Source organism: Methylobacterium sp. D53M (genome assembly GCF_053345625.1).
This window is the reverse complement of sequence record NZ_JBKFAL010000002.1, coordinates 218,394-239,914: the sequence shown is the minus strand read 5'-3', so window position 1 is coordinate 239,914 and position 21,521 is coordinate 218,394. Positions and strand designations below refer to the sequence as shown.

At 71.5% G+C, this 21,521-nt stretch carries 29 protein-coding genes; 13 read left to right on the top strand and 16 right to left on the bottom strand.

Annotated features, from left to right (window positions below; translation table 11 throughout):
• Positions 1 to 4: 4 nt before the first annotated feature.
• Both ACLBYG_RS05415 and ACLBYG_RS05410 read left to right on the top strand, forming a co-directional pair.
• A complete protein-coding gene (locus ACLBYG_RS05415) occupies positions 5 to 982 on the top strand; it encodes an ABC transporter ATP-binding protein (protein ID WP_447680821.1) in 978 nt (325 codons plus the stop codon).
• The gene (locus ACLBYG_RS05410) at positions 979 to 2,187 is read left to right on the top strand and encodes an ABC transporter permease (RefSeq protein ID WP_447680820.1); all 1,209 of its coding nucleotides are present in this window, start codon (positions 979 to 981) and stop codon (positions 2,185 to 2,187) included. The genes ACLBYG_RS05415 and ACLBYG_RS05410 overlap by 4 nt, the downstream gene beginning before the upstream one ends.
• A 26-nt stretch (positions 2,188 to 2,213) precedes the next feature.
• Here ACLBYG_RS05410 and ACLBYG_RS05405 read toward each other — a convergent pair whose 3' ends face one another.
• Positions 2,214 to 2,741, bottom strand: coding sequence for a cache domain-containing protein (locus ACLBYG_RS05405; RefSeq protein ID WP_447680819.1), 528 nt, complete (start codon positions 2,739 to 2,741; stop codon positions 2,214 to 2,216).
• A gap of 28 nt (positions 2,742 to 2,769) precedes the next feature.
• Positions 2,770 to 3,084 carry a hypothetical protein gene (locus ACLBYG_RS05400; protein WP_020090858.1) on the bottom strand — a complete coding sequence of 105 codons (315 nt, stop codon included), beginning with the start codon at positions 3,082 to 3,084 and terminating at the stop codon, positions 2,770 to 2,772.
• A gap of 197 nt (positions 3,085 to 3,281) precedes the next feature.
• Between ACLBYG_RS05400 and ACLBYG_RS05395 the strand changes: the two genes are divergently transcribed.
• The 4 genes from ACLBYG_RS05395 to ACLBYG_RS05380 all read left to right on the top strand — a co-directional run bounded on the left by ACLBYG_RS05395 (position 3,282) and on the right by ACLBYG_RS05380 (position 7,815).
• On the top strand, positions 3,282 to 4,130 hold the full coding sequence (locus ACLBYG_RS05395; protein ID WP_447680818.1) for a type 1 glutamine amidotransferase: 849 nt from the start codon (positions 3,282 to 3,284) through the stop codon (positions 4,128 to 4,130).
• Between the two features lie 97 nt (positions 4,131 to 4,227).
• Positions 4,228 to 5,757 carry a phytoene desaturase family protein gene (locus tag ACLBYG_RS05390; protein ID WP_447680817.1) on the top strand — a complete coding sequence of 510 codons (1,530 nt, stop codon included), beginning with the start codon at positions 4,228 to 4,230 and terminating at the stop codon, positions 5,755 to 5,757.
• 95 nt (positions 5,758 to 5,852) lie between these two features.
• Positions 5,853 to 6,611, top strand: coding sequence for a lysophospholipid acyltransferase family protein (locus ACLBYG_RS05385; RefSeq protein ID WP_447680816.1), 759 nt, complete (start codon positions 5,853 to 5,855; stop codon positions 6,609 to 6,611).
• Between the two features lie 67 nt (positions 6,612 to 6,678).
• Complete coding sequence (locus ACLBYG_RS05380) at positions 6,679 to 7,815, top strand: glycosyltransferase (protein ID WP_091979277.1); 1,137 nt, start codon at positions 6,679 to 6,681, stop codon at positions 7,813 to 7,815.
• Positions 7,816 to 7,860: 45 nt separating this feature from the next.
• Here the strand turns inward: ACLBYG_RS05380 and ACLBYG_RS05375 are convergent, their stop codons facing one another.
• Positions 7,861 to 8,367, bottom strand: a complete 507-nt coding sequence (locus ACLBYG_RS05375; RefSeq protein ID WP_447680815.1) for a hypothetical protein — start codon at positions 8,365 to 8,367, stop codon at positions 7,861 to 7,863.
• Between the two features lie 436 nt (positions 8,368 to 8,803).
• A complete protein-coding gene (gene cutA, locus ACLBYG_RS05370) occupies positions 8,804 to 9,157 on the bottom strand; it encodes a divalent-cation tolerance protein CutA (protein WP_091926487.1) in 354 nt (117 codons plus the stop codon).
• 143 nt (positions 9,158 to 9,300) lie between these two features.
• Here cutA and ACLBYG_RS05365 point away from each other — a divergent pair, with 143 nt between their 5' ends.
• Both ACLBYG_RS05365 and ACLBYG_RS05360 read left to right on the top strand, forming a co-directional pair.
• Positions 9,301 to 10,068, top strand: a complete 768-nt coding sequence (locus tag ACLBYG_RS05365) for an NAD kinase (protein ID WP_020090865.1) — start codon at positions 9,301 to 9,303, stop codon at positions 10,066 to 10,068.
• Positions 10,065 to 10,553, top strand: a complete 489-nt coding sequence (locus tag ACLBYG_RS05360; protein ID WP_331300270.1) for a GNAT family N-acetyltransferase — start codon at positions 10,065 to 10,067, stop codon at positions 10,551 to 10,553. Before ACLBYG_RS05365 ends, ACLBYG_RS05360 begins: the two co-directional genes overlap by 4 nt.
• A gap of 10 nt (positions 10,554 to 10,563) precedes the next feature.
• Here ACLBYG_RS05360 and ACLBYG_RS05355 read toward each other — a convergent pair whose 3' ends face one another.
• The 6 genes from ACLBYG_RS05355 to ACLBYG_RS05330 all read right to left on the bottom strand — a co-directional run bounded on the left by ACLBYG_RS05355 (position 10,564) and on the right by ACLBYG_RS05330 (position 13,833).
• Complete coding sequence (locus ACLBYG_RS05355) at positions 10,564 to 10,764, bottom strand: hypothetical protein (protein WP_026604574.1); 201 nt, start codon at positions 10,762 to 10,764, stop codon at positions 10,564 to 10,566.
• A 37-nt stretch (positions 10,765 to 10,801) separates the two neighbouring features.
• Complete coding sequence (locus ACLBYG_RS05350; protein ID WP_103984652.1) at positions 10,802 to 11,170, bottom strand: DUF6481 family protein; 369 nt, start codon at positions 11,168 to 11,170, stop codon at positions 10,802 to 10,804.
• Positions 11,171 to 11,294: 124 nt separating this feature from the next.
• Complete coding sequence (locus ACLBYG_RS05345; RefSeq protein WP_020090869.1) at positions 11,295 to 11,504, bottom strand: cold-shock protein; 210 nt, start codon at positions 11,502 to 11,504, stop codon at positions 11,295 to 11,297.
• 371 nt (positions 11,505 to 11,875) lie between these two features.
• Positions 11,876 to 13,015 (bottom strand): beta-ketoacyl-ACP synthase, encoded by a 1,140-nt coding sequence (locus tag ACLBYG_RS05340; protein ID WP_447680814.1) that lies wholly within the window; start codon positions 13,013 to 13,015, stop codon positions 11,876 to 11,878.
• 7 nt (positions 13,016 to 13,022) lie between these two features.
• Positions 13,023 to 13,502 carry a 3-hydroxyacyl-ACP dehydratase FabZ family protein gene (locus ACLBYG_RS05335; RefSeq protein ID WP_447680813.1) on the bottom strand — a complete coding sequence of 160 codons (480 nt, stop codon included), beginning with the start codon at positions 13,500 to 13,502 and terminating at the stop codon, positions 13,023 to 13,025.
• A gap of 22 nt (positions 13,503 to 13,524) precedes the next feature.
• Positions 13,525 to 13,833, bottom strand: a complete 309-nt coding sequence (locus tag ACLBYG_RS05330) for an acyl carrier protein (protein WP_010683687.1) — start codon at positions 13,831 to 13,833, stop codon at positions 13,525 to 13,527.
• Positions 13,834 to 14,111: 278 nt separating this feature from the next.
• Between ACLBYG_RS05330 and ACLBYG_RS05325 the strand changes: the two genes are divergently transcribed.
• Positions 14,112 to 15,230, top strand: a complete 1,119-nt coding sequence (locus ACLBYG_RS05325) for an AI-2E family transporter (RefSeq protein ID WP_447680812.1) — start codon at positions 14,112 to 14,114, stop codon at positions 15,228 to 15,230.
• Positions 15,231 to 15,243: 13 nt separating this feature from the next.
• On the opposite strand, the gene ACLBYG_RS05320 is transcribed toward ACLBYG_RS05325, so the two are convergent.
• Positions 15,244 to 15,747: a thermonuclease family protein gene (locus tag ACLBYG_RS05320; RefSeq protein ID WP_026604576.1), complete on the bottom strand. Its 504-nt coding sequence runs from the start codon at positions 15,745 to 15,747 to the stop codon at positions 15,244 to 15,246.
• Positions 15,748 to 15,957: 210 nt separating this feature from the next.
• On the opposite strand from ACLBYG_RS05320, the gene ACLBYG_RS05315 reads away from it, so the two are divergent.
• Entirely contained in the window at positions 15,958 to 16,251 is a 294-nt protein-coding gene (locus tag ACLBYG_RS05315) for a hypothetical protein (RefSeq protein ID WP_447680811.1), read from the top strand.
• A gap of 27 nt (positions 16,252 to 16,278) precedes the next feature.
• Here the strand turns inward: ACLBYG_RS05315 and ACLBYG_RS05310 are convergent, their stop codons facing one another.
• Positions 16,279 to 16,959 (bottom strand): L,D-transpeptidase, encoded by a 681-nt coding sequence (locus ACLBYG_RS05310; protein ID WP_020090876.1) that lies wholly within the window; start codon positions 16,957 to 16,959, stop codon positions 16,279 to 16,281.
• 171 nt (positions 16,960 to 17,130) lie between these two features.
• Between ACLBYG_RS05310 and ACLBYG_RS05305 the strand changes: the two genes are divergently transcribed.
• Positions 17,131 to 17,571, top strand: a complete 441-nt coding sequence (locus tag ACLBYG_RS05305) for a VOC family protein (RefSeq protein WP_020090877.1) — start codon at positions 17,131 to 17,133, stop codon at positions 17,569 to 17,571.
• On the opposite strand, the gene ACLBYG_RS05300 is transcribed toward ACLBYG_RS05305, so the two are convergent.
• The gene (locus ACLBYG_RS05300; protein ID WP_020090878.1) at positions 17,572 to 18,015 is read right to left on the bottom strand and encodes a cyclic nucleotide-binding domain-containing protein; all 444 of its coding nucleotides are present in this window, start codon (positions 18,013 to 18,015) and stop codon (positions 17,572 to 17,574) included.
• A 79-nt stretch (positions 18,016 to 18,094) separates the two neighbouring features.
• On the opposite strand from ACLBYG_RS05300, the gene ACLBYG_RS05295 reads away from it, so the two are divergent.
• Positions 18,095 to 18,910, top strand: a complete 816-nt coding sequence (locus ACLBYG_RS05295) for an electron transporter (protein ID WP_447680810.1) — start codon at positions 18,095 to 18,097, stop codon at positions 18,908 to 18,910.
• 17 nt (positions 18,911 to 18,927) lie between these two features.
• Here ACLBYG_RS05295 and ACLBYG_RS05290 read toward each other — a convergent pair whose 3' ends face one another.
• Entirely contained in the window at positions 18,928 to 19,134 is a 207-nt protein-coding gene (locus ACLBYG_RS05290) for a hypothetical protein (RefSeq protein WP_020090880.1), read from the bottom strand.
• 240 nt (positions 19,135 to 19,374) lie between these two features.
• On the opposite strand from ACLBYG_RS05290, the gene ACLBYG_RS05285 reads away from it, so the two are divergent.
• Entirely contained in the window at positions 19,375 to 19,563 is a 189-nt protein-coding gene (locus ACLBYG_RS05285) for a con-10 family general stress protein (protein WP_010683678.1), read from the top strand.
• Positions 19,564 to 19,727: 164 nt separating this feature from the next.
• Here the strand turns inward: ACLBYG_RS05285 and ACLBYG_RS05280 are convergent, their stop codons facing one another.
• Positions 19,728 to 19,991, bottom strand: coding sequence for a hypothetical protein (locus ACLBYG_RS05280; RefSeq protein WP_020090882.1), 264 nt, complete (start codon positions 19,989 to 19,991; stop codon positions 19,728 to 19,730).
• A 576-nt stretch (positions 19,992 to 20,567) separates the two neighbouring features.
• On the bottom strand, positions 20,568 to 21,371 hold the full coding sequence (locus ACLBYG_RS05275) for a response regulator (RefSeq protein ID WP_012321915.1): 804 nt from the start codon (positions 21,369 to 21,371) through the stop codon (positions 20,568 to 20,570).
• Positions 21,372 to 21,521 lie beyond the last annotated feature (150 nt).

Genomic DNA, 21,521 nt, shown 5'->3' with positions numbered 1-21,521 from the left:
ACCGATGGACGCCCCCCTCGTCCGGCTCGCGGGCGTCGGCCTCGACCTCCGCGGCCGACGGGTGCTGGATCAGGTCGATCTCGACCTCGGCACTGGCGACACCTTGGCGCTGCTCGGACCGAACGGGGCCGGCAAGTCCTCGCTGATGCGCCTCGTGGCGGGGCGCCTCGCCCCGAGTGCGGGATCGGTGCGCGTGGCCGGAGCGGACCCGTACCGCGCGGGACAGGCCCGACGCGCCATCGGATGGGTGCCGCAGGAGATCGCCCTCTACCCGCGGCTGACGGTGTCGGAAAATCTCGGCGTGTTCGGGCAGCTGGCGGGGGTTTCCCGCCGCGACCGGAAGGCGGCCGTGGAGGCCGCCCTGGCCATGGCCGACATCGGCAACGTGGCGCGACGTCCGGTCGGCGTCCTGTCGGGCGGGTACCGGCGCCGGGTGAACATCGCCGCGAGCCTGATGAACCGGCCCCGGCTGGTGCTCCTCGACGAGCCGACCAGCGGCGTCGACCTCGCCGCGCGGGCCGCGATCCACGCGGTGCTCGACCGCCTGAAGGCCGCCGGCACCGCGATCCTGATTGCCACCCACGATTTCGCCGAGGCGGAACGCCTCGCCTCCGGGGTCGCGTTCCTGGCCCAGGGCCGGGTCGTGCGTGCCGGCCGTCTCGCCGACCTGCTCGCGCAGTTGCGCACGGGCGCGCCCGAGCGGGAGCTGAGCCTCACCGGCCCGGTGACGGGACAGGCAGAGGGCGTGCTGCGCCGGGCCGGCTTCGTGCCCGCCGAGGCTGGCGGCCTCGTCTGGCGGTCGGTCGAACGGGCCGGCCTCGACGGCGCGGCACTGCTCGGCGCCCTGCGCGCCCAGAACGTTCCGGTGGCCGAGATCCGGGTGCGGGCGCCGCGGCTGGAGACGCTCTATCTCGACGCCCTCCGCCCGCGGGAACTGGCGGATCCCGAAGCCACCCCGCTCCGGGTCGGGGCCGCCGGATGATCGCTGCTGCCTTCCGGGTGATGCTCCTGACCCTCCTGCGCGACCGGGCCGCGCTGGTGATGGCTTTCGTGCTGCCGACCGTGATCTTCTCGATCTTCGCGGCGATCTTCTCCGGTGCGATCGGCGACCGGATCCGCATCCATCTCGGCTTGGCCGACCTCGTCCACACCGCGGCGACACAGCGCCTCGCCGACGCGCTCGCGGCCGATCCCTCGCTCCGGGTGACGCGGCTGCCCGCGACCGACATCGACGCCGTGGCGCAGGCGGTGCGGGCCGGCGAGGTCGACGTAGCGCTGGTCCTGCGTGGAGACCTGATCGCCGCCCCTGCTGAGGCCGCGCCCGGTTCCGCGGACCAGCCGGTGGTGCTGGTCGAGAACCCCGCCAAGGCGCTGGCGACACCGATCGCCCTCGGCCAGCTCCAGCGGGTCCTGAACGAGGCGCTGCCCGACGTGGTCCTGTCGCGGGTCGTCGCCGACGTCGAGCGCACGGGCAAGATCGGTCCAGACGAGCGCCGGTTCCTCGACGAGGCCTTCGCCGAGCAGCGCGCCAAGAAGGAACCGTTCAGCTTCGCCTCCCTGGTGGAGCGCCGCAGCACCGCGTCCGGGACCACCAATGCCCGGGTGAGCTACTACGCCGGCGCGATCACCGCGGTGTTCCTGCTCTTCGCCGCCATGCAGGGCGCCATGTCCCTGGTCGAGGAGCGCGAGACGGGCCTCACCGAGCGGCTGATGGCCGGGCCGGGTGGATTGCCCGTCGTGGTGCTCGGAAAGTTCGCCTTCCTGACGCTGCAGGGGCTCGTCCAGGCCGGACTGATCTTCCTGGCCGCCGCGCTTCTCTACGGCGTCGAGATCGGTCCGCACTGGCCGGCCTTCCTGGCCGCCTGCCTGCTGGTCTCCGCGATGGCGGCCGGTCTGGCGCTCGCGGCCTGCGCGCTCGCGGCCTCGCGCCAGCAGGCGCATCTCGCCTCGACCTTCGGGGTGCTGCTGCTCTCGGCGGTCGGAGGCTCGATGGTCCCGCGGTTCCTGATGCCGCCCTGGCTGCAGCAGGCCGGATGGCTCACCCCGAACGCCTGGGCGATCGAGGCCTACCAGAGCGCCCTGGGCGAGGGCTTCTCCGCCGCGGCCCCGGCCCTGGGCGTCCTGGCGGCGCTGACCCTGGCCGGTCTCGCGTTCGCCCTCGCGCTGGCGGCGCGGCGGACGGCCTAGGGCCCGCCTTCCCGACCCGGACGGCGCTACTCCACGTAGACGCCGGCACCGACCAGCGCCTCCACGCCGGCCACGCGCGTCGCGCAGACGTAGCTCCATTTCACGCTCGGCGCCGACTGGCCGGGCTTCGGGAACATGTAGTCGACCCATCCGGACCCGAACCGCGTGACGGCGTCGATGAGATCGTGGTGGAACTGCTTCCCGTCGGCGTCGCGCTCGTGGAGCAGGTCGTGGCCCTCGCGGTTCGGATGGGCGGCGTTGAAGAGGACGATCCCCCGCAGGTCGACGACGAACAGGTAGACGTCCCCGTATCGCCAGGTGCTCCCCTTGCGCCGGAACGTGTCGAACGCCCGCGCGCCCTCGGCCTCCAGCATGTCGGCCGCCCTGTTGACCAGGGCCTCGATCTCGGCCGCCTGGTGCAACGGCGGGGGTGCTCGCCGGGCGGTGGCCGGGATGGCCAACCCCAGGACGAGCAGCACGATCCCGACCAGCAGGGTCCTCGACAGGCCGTCGCACCGCCGCGTCGCCGGCAGCCGGGGATCTGCACGCCTCACGTGGCTCGCCCGATCCTCCGGGGAAGCCTTAGGAATGCGCCTCGATGCCATGGCCCGCGTACCCGCCGCGCCGCCGGAGGAAGAGCAGCCAGTTCCGCTTCCGCGGAGGGGACGGAGGTGGGGACGGGCCGACCGCGTTGGGCAGGGCCAGGAACGCCAGCCGCCTGCGGTGCCGCTCGATGATGCGGTCGAGGTTCCGCAGCGCCGCGAGGCCCTGGTTCGCCATCAGGCAGTGCCCCTCGCAGGCACCTCTCCGGTCCAGGTCGGCAACGATGTTCTCCGCGTGAGCGAGGATATCCCGGGCTTCCGCGCAGTAGAGCTCCACCTCGGCGAGATCTGGCATCCTGTCCTCCGCGCTGATCGTTCCTCGGAGTCCGAGACGGCAGGGGTAAACCCGGCCTCGCGGGGCGCATCACCCGTTTGGAGGAGTCGGGCCCGATTTCAGCGGCCGCCTCCCGCGACGATCCGCGCCGTTCCTGCGACGCGGTGTGCACCGACATAGAGGCGCCTCCGCTACGGCCGCGCTCCCCGGTATCCCGCATGCTCCGCCTGCTCATCGCCGACGGCAACGATCGCGCTGCCCGCGACCGCCACGTCGCGGCCACCGGACGAACCTCGGCCGAGTCCTACGCGGCGGTGGTGCGGGACCTCGCGCAGGGCTCCGTCTGCGAGCACGTCAACGCCGCCGACGCCGACGCGGCCCTGCCGGCGGGTCTCGCGGAGTTCGATGGCCTGATCTTCACCGGCTCGACCCTCAAGGTCTCGGAGGGCACGCCGGCCGTGAACCGGCAGCTCGACCTGATGCGCGCGGCCTTCGAGGCCGGGCGCGCGGTCTTCGGCTCGTGCTGGGGCGTGCAGGTCGCCGCCACGGTGGCGGGCGGGCGCGCCGCCGAGAATCCCCGCGGGCCGGAATACGGCTTCGCCAGGGCGATCACCCCGACCGAGGAGGGCCGGACTCACGCTCTGCTGGCCGGCCGTCCGGCGACCTGGGATGCCCCGGCGATCCACTCCGACGCCGTCCTAGAGCCGCCCCCGGGCGCCCGCGTGCTCGCCGGCAACCGCGTTCTCGGCATCCAGGCCCTCGAGATCCGCCGGGATCGCGGCTGGTTCTGGGGGACGCAGTATCATCCCGAGCTCGACCTCGACGAGCTGGCCGCGATGCTGCGCCTCTGCGACACCGCCATCGTCGAGGCGGGACTCGCCGAGAACTCGCGGGCCGTGGCCGCCTATGCCGACGAAGTCGCGACGCTCCAGGGCCACGACCCGGAGACCGCGCGCCGCCTGGCCTGGCGTCACGGCGTCGGGCCCGAGGTGCTGGAGGCCGGGCTCCGCCGGCGGGAGATCGGGAACTTCCTGGCGCGCCTGTCCACAGGCGAGCGCCGCCACTAGGCGACCGCGACCGGGTGGCGCGTTGACCCGCCCGGCCCCAGGTCTAGCTTCGCTCTGCGGGCCACGCCTTCCTCGGCCCGGGGAGCCAGCCAGCAGGATGAGCCAGGATTCCACGGTCGCCGTCATCGGCAGCGGGCTCGGCGGACTCGCCGCCGCGTGCGTCGCCGCCGCGCGGGGCCACCGCGTGACGGTCTACGACAAGAACGGCTGGCTCGGCGGAAAGGCGGCGGTGCTCCACGAGGGCGGCTTCCGCTTCGACATGGGGCCGACGATCCTGACCGTGCCCCGGGTGCTGGAGCGGATCTTCGCGGAGTCCGGCCGCTCGGTCCACGACTACATGGACCTGCGCCGCCTGGACCCGCAGTGGCGCTGCTTCTTCGACGATGGCACGCATATCGACCTGATGCAGGACGTCGAGCGGATGGCCGGCGACATGGAGCGCTTCGCCCCCGGCACCGGCGAGGGCTACAAGAAGTTCATCACCATCTCAGAGCATCTTCACGGCGTGTCCGAGAAATTCTTCTTCTGGAAGCCGGTCGAGGACCTGTTCGACACGATCAACATCCGCGCCAACATGAACCCGGGCACGCTGCGCGACGTGCTGTCGCTGCGCATGCACGCCTCGGTGGCCTCGACGATCCGCGGCAAGGTCAAGGACGCGCGGCTCGCGCAGATGCTCGACCACTTCGTGCAGTATGTCGGCTCCTCGCCCTACGGCGCGCCGGCGGTGCTCTGCGCCATCGCCCACATGCAGACGGCCGACGGCGTCTGGTACCCGATGGGCGGCACCCGCGCCGTCGCCGAGGGGCTGGCGAAGCTCGCCCAGGAACTCGGCGCCACGTGCAAGACCGACACCGAGGTGACCGGGATCGAGACCGCCAACGGCGCGGTCCGGGGCGTGCGGACGGCCGCGGGGGTCACGCCCTACGACGCCGTGATCTCCAACATGGACTCGGTCCGCACCTACCGCGAACTCGTGGGCGGCGAGGCCGCCAAGGCCTACGCCAAGAAGAACCCCGAACCGGCCTGCTCGGGCGTGGTGCTCTATCTCGGCCTGAACAAGCGCTACGAGCACCTCAACCACCACGACTTCGTCTTCTCCCGCGACCCGGAGGAGGAGTTCGACTACATCTACAGCAAGGGCGAGCCGGCCCCGGACCCCACCGCCTATCTGGCAGCTCCCTCCTCCACCGATCCGAGCGTGGCGCCCGAGGGCGGCGAGGCGCTCTACGTCCTCGTGCACACGCCGTATCTGCGGCCGCACCACGACTGGCGCCCGGACGGGCCGCTGTTCCAGAACTACCGCCGCACGATCCTCGACAAGCTCAAGCGCACCGCCGGCATGCCGGACCTCGAAGAGCGTATCGTCGTCGAGCGCCACCTCACGCCGCAGGACATCCACGAGCGCTACAAGGTCCTGAACGGCGCGATCTACGGCCTCGCCTCCCACGGGCGGGTTATGGGGGCGTTCAAGCCCGGCAACCGGTCGCGGCAGGTGCGCGGCCTGTACCTCGCGGGCGGCGCCGCCCATCCGGGGCCCGGCATGCCGATGGTGATGATGTCGGGCTGGATCGCCGCCGACGCGCATGACCAGGACGCGCGCGGCGCCCTGCGCGCCTCGGCGTGACCGCGACGCCGCCATCTCCGCCCCCCGGTGCGGGGGGCGCGAGAGGCGCGCGCGGCGCCCCCCTGCCCCCGGTCTCGCCCCGGATCCGCGCCTTCATGGTGGCGTGGTTCGAGCGCTACCTGCACCGCCACCTCGACGCCCTGCGGCTGCCCCTCTGGAGCGCGCCGCCTGACGCGAACCATCCCGGCGCAATCGTGGTCTACTGCAACCATCCGGCCTGGTGGGACGCCGCGCTGATCATCGTGCTAGGCGGCCGGCTCTATCCGGAGCGGGCGAGCCGCGCGCCGTTCGACGCCGCGATGCTGGCACGCTACCGCATCTTCGAGCGGATCGGCGCCTTCGGCGTCGACCTCGACAGCCCGCGCGGGGCGGCGCAGTTCCTGGCCGCCGCACGGTCGATCCTCGGAGCCCCCGACGGCATGCTCTGGATCACCGCGCAGGGCCGCTTCGCCGATGCCCGCGCGCGGCCGCTGGCCCTGCGTCCCGGCGTCGCGCGGCTCGCCGAGATCGCCCCCGACGCGCTCTTCGTCCCGCTCGCCGTCGAGTACACCTTCTGGGACGAGCGCGGCGCGGGAGCCTTCGCGGCCTTCGGGCCGGGGATCGCCGGATCCGAACTCGCCGCGCTCCCGCGCGATCAGCGCCTCGCGCGCCTGGAATCCGAACTGACCCGAACCCTCGACCGCCTGAGCGCCGACGTGATCAGCCGGGAGCCCGGACGCTTCCGCACGCTGGTTTCCGGCCGGAAGGGCGTCGGCGGCCTCTACGACCTGTGGCGGCGCCTGTCGGCCCGCCTCTCCGGCCGCCGGTTCGATCCGGCGCACCGCGCCGCGGGCGGTCAGGATCGCGCCGGATGAGACCGCCCGCGCGCGCCAGATCCCGCCCGATCCCCTATCGTGGCGCGCTCCCCTGCCGGCGCAGACGATGACCGACTCGATCCTCACGGCTCTGGCGTACCTCTGCCTCGCCACCGCCCTCCTGCCGGCCATCCTGGCGGCGGTGAATCTCGCGGTCCTGCGCCGGCCCGCGGTGGAGGCCGGGGCCGGTCTCGTCTCGATCCTGATCCCGGCGCGCAACGAGGCCGGCAACATCGACGCCACCGTGCGGGCGGCGCTCGCCAGCGCCGCGGTCCCGGTGGAGGTGATCGTCGGCGACGACCATTCCACCGACGCGACCGCCGAGATCGTGCGCGCCGTCGGCGACCCGCGCCTGCGTCTCGTCCCGGTGCCGGCCCTGCCCGACGGATGGACGGGCAAGAACCACGCCTGCAGCCACATGGCCGGGCTCGCCCGCGGCGACCACCTGCTGTTCATCGACGCCGATGTGCGCCTCGAGGCCGGGGCAGCCGCCGCCCTCGCGGCGCAGGCTCGCCGCACCGGCGCGGCCCTCGTCAGCGGCGTGCCCCGGCAGCGGACCGACACGGTGGGTGAGATGCTGACGGTGCCGATGATCGACTTCCTGCTCCTCGGCTTCCTGCCCGTGCCGCTGATGCGCCGCCTGTCCGACCCGTCGCTCGGCGCGGCCTGCGGTCAACTGATCCTGATGGATCGGGGGGCCTACGCGGCCACCGGTGGCCACGGCGCGATCCGCACCTCCCTGCACGACGGAGTCCGCCTGCCCCGGCTCTTCCGGGCCGCGGGCTATCGGACGGATCTCGTGGCCGCCGCCGCGCTGGCCACCTGCCGGATGTACGACGGCTTCGCCCAGGCCTGGGCCGGCTTCTCCAAGAACGCCCACGAGGGCATGGCCACGCCCCGCGCCCTTCCGATCTGGACCTTGCTCCTCGGCTGCGGTCAGATCCTGCCGCCGCTCCTCGTCCTGGCCGGGCTGCTCGGGCTGCTGCCGGCCTCCGCCCTGACCCCGGCCGCCCTGGCCCTCGGCCTGTCCCTGGCGACCCGAACGGCCGTCACCGTCGCGGTTCGGGCCCCGTGGGCGACGATCCCGCTCCACCCCGCGGCGGTCGCGGTGGCCCTGGCGATCCAGTGGAACGTGCTCCTGCGCCGCGAACGGGCCGGCGCGGCGACCTGGAAGGGCCGCAGCTATCCGGTGAGCGGCGGCTGACGCGCGCGGACCGGCGGAACGAGTGTCGCCGGCCCGCACCGCGCTTCAGGGCTGGGACGGCTGGCACGGATCGGTGGAGCGGGCCTTTCCGACCTGCGGCTTCAGCGAGACGATGAGCTGGACGTTCGGCACGTCGCCGACCTGCCGGGTCAGGTGTCCGACATGGCCCTCAGGCCCCTGCGGGGTCGATCCCATATCGGCGTTGAATTCCACCTCGCCGGGGCCCTGCTCCAGCACCGACCCGTCCGTAGCCTGCACGGACCAGCGGCCCGACAGGGTGATCACCCATTGGGGACCCGGCGCCGTGTGCCACGTGCCGACATAGCCGACCGGCAGGACCGCGTACTTGATCGACGTCACCTCACCCGGCGGAAAGCCGACATATTGCGGCGCTGCCGGAGGCGCGTAGCTCTTGAAGATGAAGTTCTTCAGGTCGCAATACTGGACATGGCTGTGGCCCTTGTCGTCGGCATAGAGGACACCGTACCGCAAGGCGGGCGGATCGGCCGATGCGAGGCCGGCGGGACCGGACGGCGCCGGAGCGACGGTCATCAGCGGCTCGCTCTTCGGCGCCCCGGCCGCTTGCGCATGCACGGCGCCCGCGACTGCGGCAAGCAGGACCAACCCCAACCGTCCTGCATTCCTGAAACGTCCCATGATTTTCCTCCGCGTCGCATCGTGTGCGGTGCACGCACGGAGGTTTTCTAGCCAAGCGCACCAGGTAAATTCAATCTTCTACTCCAATCGTTCAGTATAAATTCTCGTTACATAATTCAAGATCGGATATTTTTCGCATATATTTGCATACTTATGTCTATTTAATTCGACTCCACGACTACGCCAATGGCACCAGTGTCTGACGAGCCATTGTGGCGCCCGCACCGACAGCAAGGCGCGCTTGTCCACAGCCGTCTGGACCCTGTCCGGCACACTGCCGGAACCGGCCGGAAGGGTCAGGGTGGGAAGCAGCGCGGCGCAATCTGTCGGATCAGTCCGCCTGGGTCCCGTTCTCGAACGGCTCACCGGGCTGCGTCTCCGCCAGGATCCAGGCGGCCGTGTCGGCGTCCGCCCCGGCGACCGGCAGATGCAGGATGATCGGCGTGTCGTAGGGGTGGCGGGCCTTCAGCGCGACCGCCAGCGCGTCGGCCAGACCTTCGCGGCTCTTGAGGATGGCGGCGACCTCGGCACCGCGCTCCACCGCGCCCTTCCAGCTGTAGACGGACTGCATGCCCGGCAGCACGTTGATGCAGGCGATGAGTCGCTCGCGGACCAGCGCCTCGCCGATGTTCAGCGCCGAGGCGAGGTCGGGAAAGGTGGTGTAGACGAGGAGCGGACGCTCCATGCTATGCCTCCAATTGCGCGTGTGCTCGCGGAGTGAGGCGCATGCCGGGCAAGGACGTCAACCGGGCGGTTCGCTCGTCAGACTGGAGCCGTGACGTGAACCCTGAGGCGATCCCGACGCGCCTGCGCGGCTGCGCCTGATCCATGCCGCGTTTCCAGAAGATCGCCTTCGTGGCGAGCCCGACCGGCTACGCCCGCGAGGCCGCGGCCGCCCTGATGCGGCGCTACGACCACGTCCCGCCCGAGGAGGCCGACGTCGTCGTGGCCCTGGGCGGTGACGGCCTGATGCTCCAGGTGCTGCACCGCTTCATGGACCACCCGAAGCCGATCTACGGGATGAACCGCGGCACGGTCGGCTTCCTGATGAACGAGTTCCGCGACGACGACCTCCTGGAGCATCTGGAGAACGCCCAGCGCAGCGTCATCCACCCGCTCGTGATGGACGTGCTCGACACGGAGGGCCGATCCCACCGGGCGCGGGCGATCAACGAGGTCTACCTGCTGCGCCAGACCCACCAGACCGCCAAGCTGAAGATCGCCGTCGACGGCAATGTCCGGCTCGACCTGCTGATCGCCGACGGCGTGCTCGTCGCCACCGCGGCGGGCTCCACGGCCTACAACCTGTCGGTCGGGGGACCGATCCTACCGCTCGACGCCAAGCTTCTGGCGCTGACACCGATCTCGGCCTTCCGCCCCCGGCGCTGGCGCGGCGCACTTCTGCCGGACTACGCCCGGATCCGGATCGACGTCCTCGACGCCCCCCACCGCCCGGTCGCGGCGGTGGCCGACCACACGGAGTTCCGCCGGGTCTGCACGGTGGAGACGTCCCTCGACCGCGCCACCGAGCTCGTGCTGCTGCACGATCCCGGCCACAGCCTCGACGAGCGCATCCTGCGGGAGCAATTCGGGTGAGTCTGCACATCCGGGCCGTGCAGGCGGCCGACCACGCGGCCATCACCGGCATCATCGTGCCGACCATCCGGGCCGGTGAGACCTACGCGCTGGACCGCGACCTCGGCGAGGCCGAGGCTCTCGCGTACTGGACCGGCCCCGACCGCGAGACCTTCGTGGCCGAGGAGGCAGGGACTGTGCTCGGCACGTACTACCTGCGCGCGAACCAAGCTGGCGGGGGCGCCCATGTCGCCAATTGCGGCTTCATGACGGGAGCGGCCGCCCTCGGCCGCGGGGTCGCGCGGGCCATGTGCGCGCATGCCCTCGATCGGGCGCGGGCGCGGGGCTTCGCGGCGATGCAGTTCAACTTCGTGGTGAGCACCAACGCCCGGGCCGTCCGGCTCTGGGAGAGCTTCGGCTTCGACGTGGTCGGCCGGCTGCCGGGCGCCTTCCGGCATCCGACGCTCGGGCCGGTCGACGCGCTGGTGATGTTCCGGACGCTCTGAGGCGTCCGGATCAGGCCTGCGGGGCCGCGACGAGGTCACCCTCGCGGATTGCCCGCTCGCCGGTCTTCGTCCGGATCCGATAGCTCGGCTCGCCGGTCTGATCCGCCGGCATCAGCCGCAGGATCTCGAACACCTCGGCCTCGCCCGTCTCGCCCGGGATGCCCAGGCGGGACCGGCAGACGCGCTCGCCGACCTTGAACTTGTGGGACATGCCGAGCTCCTGGACGGGCATCGCTGCGGAACGCGCCTCAGCGCTTCTTCTGGGCCTTCGCCTTACGGGCGAGATAGCGCGCGTCGCGCTGGGCCTTCTGCTCGGCCTGCAAGGCCTTGGCGCGCTCCTGGGCGGCCAGCTGCTCGGCGTGCTTGCGCTCGATCTCCGCGAGGCGTTCCGCCTCGGCGAGGGCGGCGGCGCGCTCGATCTCGGCCTGACGCTGGGCCGCGCGTTCGGCCGCGCGGACTGCGCGGGCATCGACCACCGCGCGGCGGGCGGATTGGCGGGCGAGGACGGCCGGGTCGTCGGCGGACGGGCGGGCCCGGAACCGGGCCAGCATCTCGGAGCGCGCCTTGGCGGCGGTCTCGAGGCGATCGGCGACACCCTGCTTGTTCAAAAAGCTCACAGACACTCCTGGATCGGGTACGGCGAAGGCCGTCACCCGCAGAGGGGGGGTTAGAAACACGATGGCAGATACGAAGAAGCCGCTCCCAGAGGAGCGGCTTCCGGAGAAACGCTGAGGACGGCGATCAGGCCGTCTGGAGCTGACCGGCGGACTGCTTGCCGCTGCGACGGTCGGTCTCCAGCTCGTACGTGACCTTCTGGCCCTCGTTCAGGCCGCGCAGGCCAGCGCGCTCGACGGCCGAGATGTGGACGAACACGTCCTTGCCGCCGTCATCCGGCTGGATGAAGCCGTAGCCCTTGGTCTCGTTGAACCACTTGACGGTTCCGGTGCTCATGGAAGTCCTTGATCTTCGCAGGCATAGTGAGAGATGGCACCCGCCCGAACGAGGGGGCGCCGGCATCGACCGATAGCGATAGGAAAGTCAGAACCGCCCTGCGAAGGCGTAACGGTCCAAGATATCCGGACACGTGCCGATGCGGTAGAAGTAGACCGCCGGCGGTTCTTTGGCAAGCGCAGAGAAATATTTCCCTCGGCCAGCGCCGCAGCGATGCGGGAAACTCTTTCCGGAAATTCCGGTTGAGCGGCGCCGGAACGGTCGCTTGAACAACGGGATAAGGGATTTCAATACGGCGCATCCGCGCGAAAGCTGTGCTGCCGACCGGACGATCGGACGCGGCCGACATGCGCCGCGTGACGCGGGTTCGCTCAGGCCGGGACGAGGCGCAGGATCCCTTCGCCGCGCCGGTGGCCGACGGCCGTCACGGCGACCTCGCGCGCACCGCCGTCGGCGACGAGGGCGGCGGCGAGCGCCGCCCCGAACGGCGCCGCCACTTCGAGCCCGTGCCCGATCACGTCCCCGAGGGCGCGCAGGTGCGCGCCCGGTGCGAGCCGCGCCAGCGCGTCCCGCTCCTCCGCGGTGATCGGGGCCACCCCGGTAGCGCCGGAGAGGACGGTGTCGGGAGCCGAGAAACCGGCCTGTCGCCAGAGCGTCTCGAGGCTGCCGGCGACACTGCCCGGCGCGCGCCGGGTCCGATCGCTCGCCACTAGCTCCAGCCGGGCCAGGGCGCGGGCGCCGCGCGCCGCGGCGTGGGCGGCGGATTCGAGCATCAGGAAGGCCGCGCAACTCCCGAGGATGAACCCGCCCGCTCCGCCACCGGACTCGCCCCGCGCGAAGACCGGGCGGTAGGCGTCGCGGGCGAGGTAGCCGCCCATCTCGTGGATCACCAGAACGTCCGGCCGCTCGCCGCTGTAGGAGCCGCCGACCAGGATCGCGTCGATCTGGCCCGACGCCACCCGCGCCTGGGCGATCCGCAGGGCGTCGACCCCGGCGGATTCCTCACCCATGAACGTGCGCGAGGCGCCCGTCACCCCGTGCACGATGGCGATGTTGCCGGCGAGCAGGTTCGAGAGCTGGGCGAGGAACAGGGTCGGGCGGAGATCGTTCTGGAGCCGCTCGTTCAGGTAGGCGCCCGGATCGGCGGCGTCGCGCAGGCCGGTCAGGATCGCTCCGTCCGCCGCGTAGTCGCGCTCGCCGCCGCCCGCGGCCACGACGAGGTGAAGCGCCTGCTTGAAGGCGGCGTCGTCCTTCACGCCCGCCGCGTCGAGCGCGAGGCCGGCGGCGTAGACGCCGAGCCGCTGCCACGCCTCCATCTGGCGCTGGTCGCTGCGCTTGGGGATCTGGCCGTCCCAGACGATCGCCGGGGCCGGATGGACCGGATAGGGCGCGAAGGTCTCGCTGTCGGTGCGCGGGGCCGCCTCCCCGGCGAGGGCGGCCAGGTGGGCGTCGACGCCCTCGCCCGCGCAAGAGACGAGGCCGAGGCCTGTGACGACGACGGGGCGGCTCATGGCTGGCTCATGGCTCGCGTTCGGCCGGAGCCGGATCGGGGAGCAGGCCGATGGTCCGCGCGCGCTCGCGCATCGGCGCGTCGAGTCCGTCCGGGAACGGCATGGTGCGGAAGCGGAGTTCCGCGTCGCACAGCGCCTTGCCGTCGTGGCTGATCGCCGCCCTGGTGACCGCGTAGCCCGAGCCGTCGTGCTCGAGGGTGGCCGTGACGAGGAGGTCCGCGCCGGGCCCGACGAAGGACCGGAAGCGCGCCTTGTCGACCCCGGTAAGGAACGGCATCCGGGCGAAGTCGAGATGGGCAAGCACGAGGTACCCGGAGGCCTGGGCCATCGTCTCGGTCAGGAGGACCCCCGGCACGAGGGGGTGGCCGGGGAAGTGGCCCTCGAAGACCGGGCTCGCCATCGGCACCCGGGCGAGCGCCTCGATGCGGCCGGCGGCCCTGTCGAGGAGCCGCACGGAGTCGATCATCTCGAAGTATTCGAGGCGCATGACGGGTCGGATCGGCCTCGGTTCAGACCTTGGCGGCCTTCTCGGCCACGAGGCCGTCGATGCGCGCGCACAGGTTCTTGAGGACGAAGTACTCCTCGGCCGGGACCTTGCCCTCGTTGACCTCCTGGGTCCACCGCTCGAGTGGCAGCTTGATCCCGAAGGCCTTGTCGACCGCGAAGGCGATGTCGAGGAAGGCGAGGCTGTCGATGCCGAGGTCGTCGATGGCGTGACTCTCGGGCGTGATCTTGTCCCGCGGGATGTCGGCGGTCTCGGCAATGATGTCGGCCACGCGCTCGAAGGTGGCGCTGCCGTGGGCGGGCTCGTCGGACATGTCTTCTCGCGGGCTGTTCGAGTTCCGGATCGGTCGTGCGGGAGCCCCCTCGCCGCCCGGGCGGCCGCCCGACGCGTGGACGGGGCCTGGAACGCGGCCCGGTCGAATGGCGGCGACCTCTACACGAGGGTGTCAGAAGCGGCAACCGCGGCGCTTCCCCGGCGTTTCAGCGCCTGTCCACAGGCGTGCGCCGCCGGGTGCGGGGACGCGCGTACGCTCCGGACGCTCCGGCCCTAGCTTGACGGCGAGACGAGGCGCGTCCTCAGGAGACCAGACGGATGCCACCGATCACCAAGCCCGCCGCCCCGCTGGCGCGCGTCGAGACGCCGCCCCTGCCGCCGCAGGAGCGCGCGCGCTCCCAGGGAGCGGCCCGGGTCCTGCTGGTCCTGACCCTGACGGCGCTCGGCCTCTGGATCCTGCACGAGTTCCTGCCGGCGCTCGCCTGGGCGGTGGTCCTGGCGATCGCCCTCTGGCCTGTCTACCAGCGGCTCGAGCACCGTTTCCCGCCGGGCAAGCACAACATCCTCCTGCCCACGCTGATGACCGCGGCCGTGGCGCTGGTCTTCCTGGCGCCGCTCGCGATCCTCGGCATCCAGGCCGCCCGCGAGGCCCACGATGTGGCCGAGTTCGTTCGGAACGCCGAGGCGAACGGGGTGCCGGCGCCGGAATTCCTGCAGCACCTGCCCTACGGCGCCGCGCAGGCGACCGCGTGGTGGAACGACAATCTCGGCCACGCGCAGGCGGGCTCCGACCTGCTGCGCCGGTTCGAGAACCACTCGGTGCTCGGGGCCTCCCGCAATGTCGGCCGCGAGGTGCTGCACCGCATCGTCCTGTTCGGCTTCAGCCTCGTGGCGCTGTTCTTCCTGTTCCGCGACTGGCGGACGGTGCGGGACCAGTCGCTCACCGCCTGCCACCGGCTGTTCGGGCCGCGCGGCGAGCGCGTCGCCCGCCAGATGGTGGCCTCCGTGCACGGCACGGTCGACGGGCTGGTGCTGGTCGGCCTCGGCGAGGGCTTCGTGCTCGGGATCGTCTACCACTTCGCGGGCGTGCCCCACCCGGTCCTGCTCGGCGCCTTCACGGCGGTGGCGGCGATGATCCCGTTCGGCGCCGCCGTGGCCATCGCGATCGCGGCGCTCCTCCTGGTGGCGGCCGGGTCGGTGACAGCGGCTCTCGTGGTGGCGGCGGCGGGCCTCGTCGTGACTTTCGTGGCCGACCACTTCATCCGCCCGGCGCTGATCGGCGGCACGACCAAGTTGCCCTTCCTGTGGGTGCTCCTCGGCATCCTCGGCGGCGTCGAGACCTTCGGGCTCCTCGGCCTGTTCCTCGGGCCGGCCGTGATGGCCGCCCTGGTCCTCCTCTGGCGGGAATTCACCGAGGGACAGGACGCGACGGCCTGAGCCGCCGGAGCGGCTAGTCGGCCGCGCTCGTCCCGGCCGCGGCCTCGACTCGGCGCCGGTCCTGGCGCCAGTCGGCCGGCTTCTCGAAGGTGCCGGCCCAGATGCCGCGGCGGGTCGCCCAGGCGTGGCCCTCCTGGCGGATATAGGGCGCCGTCACTTGACGGTTGGCCAGCGCCAGGCCCTGTCCGACCATCCAGGCGGACAGGTCCTCGCCGTGGACGTGGCAGATCCCGGTGACGCGACCGGGCACGCCGCCCTCCCGCCGCTCGCACGTGACCGCGCCGCCGCCGATCCGCGCGCGCAGGGCCTGCGCGGCCTTGCTGCCGCAGCGATACTCCTGGCCATTGGCGGTCTCGCAGCGCTGCGCGGTCTCGGGAGCGTCGATACCGTAGAGGTTGATACGCGTGCCCTGCACCTCGATCGTGTCACCGTCGATCACGGTCGCGGGGCCGCTGACCGTCCCGGCCGCGGCCGCGGGGCCGCAGAGGAGGAGCAGGGCGAGCATCGGTCTGATCATAGCGGAAATGTCCACGCGCGTGGCGAGTCAGCAGGTGACGGGGCGTCGAGACCGCGACGGTGCCCGGCCAATGTGGCGAATTTGCCGGGTGACCGAATCGGCCTCGCGAGCGCGATGCCGAGTTTCGACCGCCGTGGTTGCCAAAGCGTTCCGCCCGTCGGAGCGAAGCTTGGCAACGGAACGACGGCCCGGAGCCGCTCGTTATGAAACATGACCTTTCTCAAGACCCTGCTGGCCAGCCTGGCCCTGTGCGCGGCTCTCCTCGTCTGGGCCGGCCTCGCGATCGGCCCGGAGCGGCCGACGGACCGGACCAGTCCGGGCCTGACCACCGCCGCGGTGCTGGCCAGCGACGGCATGGGGCCGGACGGTCGACCGGGCGAGCCGGCCGCGGCCCCCGGCGGCCCGGATCGGGGCGATCTGGATCGAGCGGCTCTGGACCGCCTCGCCAAGCGGGTCTCCGGCGAGGTCCGCGACGCGTCCGCCGCGGGGACGCCGGCCGGCTGACCGGTCAGGAATCCGCGCCTCGCCCGCTCAGGTCCGGTACTTGCCGTTGCGCTTGATGAGCACGCGGGTGCCCACCGGCACGCGCTCGTACAGGTCGGCGATATCCTCGTTCAGCATCCGGACGCAGCCTGACGACATCTGCTCGCCGATGCTCCAGGGCTCGTTGGTGCCGTGGATGCGGAACAGGATGTCGCGGTTGCCCTGGTAGAGGTAGAGGGCGCGCGCGCCGAGGGGGTTATCGAGGCCGCCCTTGCGGGTGCGGGGCAGGTCGGGATGCAGCGAGACCATCGTGACGGTCGGGCTCCAGTCTGGCCAGACGCCCTTGCGCCCGACCCGCGCCTCGCCCTTCCAGGAGAAGCCGGCCTTGCCGACGCCGACACCGTACTGCATCGCCGTGCCGTCGGCCTGGACTAGGACGAGCTGACGCTTGTCGATGTCGACCACGATCGTCCCCGGCTGCTCGGGGCCGTTGTAGCTCACCTGCTGGCGGCGGTACTTCGGATCGAGGCGCTGGGTGTCGACCAGCGGAATGTCGAAGGGCTTGTCGGGCTTGCTGCCGACGTACCATGCCGCCTCGTCGTCCTGGGCGACCTGGACCGGACGGGTCTGGCAGGCCGCGAGGGGCGCGATCGCCACGACGGCGAGGAGGATTCGCGAGAGAACGATCCGGCGCAGGCGGCTCCAGGCCGAGGGAAGCGTGGCGATCATAGGTCCTGTCGTGCGGGATACGGTCGTCGCGCCATGCCTACCGCCTCCGCGCCTGTGACGATGTAGCTTTTGCGCCGCAGCCGGCCGTGCGCGGGCCGCTCCCACGGCCACGGTTGTGCCCTAATTCTGAATCGCAGCGGTGCTCTACTGCGCCCGGAGCGGAGGTGAACGATGGCCGAGACCGAAACTCTTCCCACCGAGGCGACGGTCGCTCCCGATGTCCCGCTCAGCCCGGCGATACACCTCGATCACTGCGTGATCCACGTGAGCGACTGGGCACGCTCGAACGCCTTCTACCGCGACGTGGTGGGTGCCGAGATCCTCGAGCGCGGTCCCGGCTTCGCCTACCGGTTCGGCGGCGTCCAGCTCAATTGCCACGGGCCGGGCGTCGAGCCGGTACCGGTCGCGGCGAAACCCGTCCAGCCGGGCAACAGCGACCTGTGCTTCCGCTGGTCGGGCGCGATCGAGACCGCCATCGCGCATCTCGAGGCCGCCGGGGTCCCGGTGGAACTCGGCCCGGTGGAGCGGCACGGCGCCGCGGGCGCGGGGATCAGCGTCTACTTCCGGGATCCCGACGGCTCGCTCCTGGAATTCATCACCTACGCGGGATGATCAGCCCCGGCTCTCCGCCAGCGCCTGGTTGGTCTGCTCCAGCCGCAGCGCCAGCACGCGCATCAGGGCGATGCTGATCTGTGGAAACTGGGCCAGCAGTTCCAGGAACACCCCGCGGTCGATACGCAGGGCGGTCACCGCAGATTGCGCCGTCACGGTGGCGGAGCGGGGCTGCTCGGCCAGGATGCCCATCTCACCGACGAGGGCGTCCTGGCCGAGCAGCGCCAGCCGCACCGGGCCGGCGGGACCGTCGATGCTGACGTCCGCCGTACCCGAGAGGATCACGTAGGCCGCATCCGCGACGTCGCCGCGGGCGAAGAAGCGTTGCCCCGGCTCGAAATGCACCCGCTCGCTGGTGAAGGCCAGGAGCTTCAGGCGCGCCGGTTCCACCTCGCGGAACAGCGGCACCTGCTTCAGGGAGGAAACCTCGGTGTCGAGGGTCATTCGGGGGCTCCGCGACGGGTCTCACGCCCAGGACGGCGGGGCCGGACGGGCCCGCTTATCCATGCGGTTCGTCAGGCACTTGTCCAGCCCCGCGCCTTACGCAACCTGTCGGTGTGGTCTCGGCGCCCTCCTGGCACTGTGCCTCGTCCTGTCGCCGGAGCCGGCAGCGGCCCGCCTCGTCCAGGCCGACCTCGCCCGCGTCACGGTCGCGCCGCCCCCGGGTGCCCGGGCCCCGCTCGACCTCGCAGCCACCGACGCGCGCACCGACCGGCCGACCACCCTCGGGCAGGCCCTGGGCGGCCGCGCGGCCCTTCTGCTGCCGGTGGATTACACCTGCGGGAATGTCTGCGACCCCATGCTGTCCCTGTCGGTGGACGCGCTGGCGGCCACCGGCCTGCCGATCGACGACTACGCCCTCGTGCTGGTCGGGATCGATCCCCGCGACGACGCCGCGGCCGCCCGGCGCATGCTGGCGGAGACGCTCGGGGATCGGGCGGGATCCGTCCGGCCCCGGGCGCTCATCGTGTCGGACGCCGCGCTCGCGCGCCTCACCGGCGCGCTGGGCTATGAAGCTGCCTACGATGCCGGGACCGACAGCTTCGCGCATCCCGCGGCGGCGCTTCTCCTCACCGCCGACGGCCGGGTAGCCCGTGTGCTGTCGCCCCTGGCGCTGACCGGGCGCGACCTGCGCCTCGCCCTGACGGAAGCCGGCGAGGGCCGGGTCGGCAGCATCGCCGACCGGCTCACCCTGCTCTGCTACGGCTACGATGCCGCGCGCGGCGTCTACACGCCCCTCATCCAGCGGATCCTGACGGTGGCCGGGATCGTCACGATCCTGGCGATCGCCCTTCTCGTCGCGGGCCTGACGCGCCTCGCGCACCGGCGCCGGACCTGAGAACGCCCTCGCCCGGCTCAGCGCTTCGTCGAGAGCCCCTGTCCCCCGGGAGGGGGCGCGTCGCGCTTGAGACTGGCATTCAGGTGCGGCGAATCCGTCGGCTCCTCGCGGGTGGTCGGGGTGGCGGAATCTTCCGGCGCCGGCATCGGCGGCAGCGGCGGCGTGTTGGGCTGCGTGGCCTGTGCCCCCGGAGCGGCATCCTTGACCATGTTGCGGTTCGTCATGCGCGAAAACCCTTCTCTCGTGCCGTGCGGCCGCGCCGTCCGCCCGGAACGACTCGCCGGGCCTCCGGGCCTGTCGGACCCGACGCGGACTTCAACCAAGGTCGAATGTCGACCAACGCGGCACACAAGTCGGGGTTGCTGCCAAGCTTAGCTGTCGGAAGCTTGAGCAGGTCTCGGGACAGGAACCTTGGTTATTGCTGAAGGTTGTTGCGGGGTGAAGCGAAGCCTGAGGAGGAACTGATGGCGTCCGGAAATTCGACCTCGAAGCGAGGCTTTGCCTCGATGGACCTGGAGCGGCAGCGCGAGATCGCCAGCAAGGGCGGCCGCAGCGTTCCGGCCGAGAAGCGCTCCTTCTCGCAGGACCGTGAGCTCGCCTCGTCCGCCGGCCGCAAGGGCGGTCAGTCCACGGGGACCGGCCGGGCCGAGTGAGGCCGCTGCCGTTTCGTACCGCGTAGCGGCGCCGCGTCCCTCGGGACGGGCGCCGTTTTCGTTTCAAGTTTAGGCCGCGGATCGCGATCCAGGGCCGATCCACACAGCAGAAGGCCCCGCCGAGACGGCGGGGCCTTCTGATTTCCAGTCCTTGTCGGCGCCGATCAGGAAATGCAGCGGCCGGGGGTCATGCGGCGCGCCTCGGGACCAACCAGGGAGCTCAGCGCCGCCTCGCACCCCTCGCGCATGCGCCGTGGCGGCTGCCGCAGGATCGGCTTGATCTCCAGATCCTGCGCCTCGCCGGCCACCGGGGCGTTCCGGCTGTCGAGGCGCTGCACCCCCGCCACCCGCGTCGGGCTGATCGACAGCGACACGGGGCGCATCCCGGGCAGCGGCGCCGAAATGGTCTGCGCGGTCGGGACCGGCATCGTCCACCGATCCGCCGTGTCGCGAACCACCGGCTGGACCAGAACGGTGAGAAGAGCCGCAGGAGCACTCACGCCCAGGATGAAACCAGACCGCAGCATCGCCCCGACCTCATTGCGAGAGCTTGACAGGATGTTCGTACAACGCGCCCTGCAATCGCAGGTTCCTAGACTGCCTCGCGTCTACGAAGCCTGAGTATTCGAACGCAGCTCGGCTGTTGGTGCGGCGGCGCACGCCCGCTATCCACAGCCCCGGTTCGTTGCACAAAAGGCACGCTCCACGAAAAAGCGCCCCTTCTGGAACCTCCAGCTCCGGCACCCGTTCTCTGTGCACCCGGCCACCTGGTCCTCCCCGCATTCCCCTTGTGCATCGGCCGGAACCTTCGCGACGGGCTGGAGCTCTCTCCGGCCCGTTTTTTTGTGCGCGGCGACCGACGAGGGCACGCGGTTCGACAACGAAAAAGCCCCGGCGTGAGCCGGGGCTTTTTCGTTGTCGCCTTTCTCGGTCGCGGACGCCCCGGGTCACTCCCGGGGGCGAACCGCCGAGCCTGACCTCAGGCCGGATCGCAGGCCGTCATCTCAGGCCGTCTTGGCTTCCCGCCGACGGGCGGTCTGCTGGAAGAACAGCGCCTGGCTGATCACCGCCGAGACGTTCGCGGGCTGGAACGGCTTGGCGATCAGGAACGCCGGCTCGGGCCGCTCACCGGTGAGGAAGCGCTCGGGATAGGCGGTGATGAAGATCACCGGCACCTCGAAGGATTTCAGGAGGTCGTTCACGGCGTCGAGGCCGGAGGAGCCGTCGGCGAGCTGGATGTCGGCCAGGATCAGGCCGGGGCGCTTGCCCTCGCCGGCGATCTTGATCGCCTCGGTGCGGGTGCGGGCGACGCCGATGACGTTGTGGCCGAGACCCTCGACCAGCGCCTCCAGATCCATCGCGATCAGGGGCTCGTCCTCGATGATGAGGATCTCGGTCGCCATGTCAGCGGCGAGCTCCCGACCGGCCTCGTCCACGAGGTCGCGAACCTCGGACACGTCGACGCCCAGAATGATCGCCGCGTCCTCCTCGGAGAAGCCCTCGAGGCAGGAGAGCAGGAAGGCCTGGCGCGGCAGCGGGGTGATCTGGCCGAGGCGGACCTCCGCCGGCAGGTCGTGCTGGACCTGCTCGCTGCGGCCGTTGACCGAGAGCGAGTTCCAGATCCGCGTGAAGACGCGGAACAGGTCGGCCTTGATGTTGGTGCTGCGACCGAGCGTGTCCGGCTCGTTGACGAGGGTCTCCAGGGTGGCGGCGACGTACGCGTCACCCGCCACTTGGCTACCCGTGAGCGCGCGCGCGTAGCGGCGCAGGTACGGCAGGTGCTGTACCACGAGTTGCGATGTCGACATTCGATCCCCTGTGCCTCGCCGTGTTGCCCGGCCGCGAGCGCCTCGATCCGTCACCGAGGGCCTGCCGGGGCCGGCTTTCTGTCCTGCGCAGCCTACCGCCCAACGCGGAGGCCCGCACTCCGTTCCACCCCCCAGCGGAACCGATGCCGG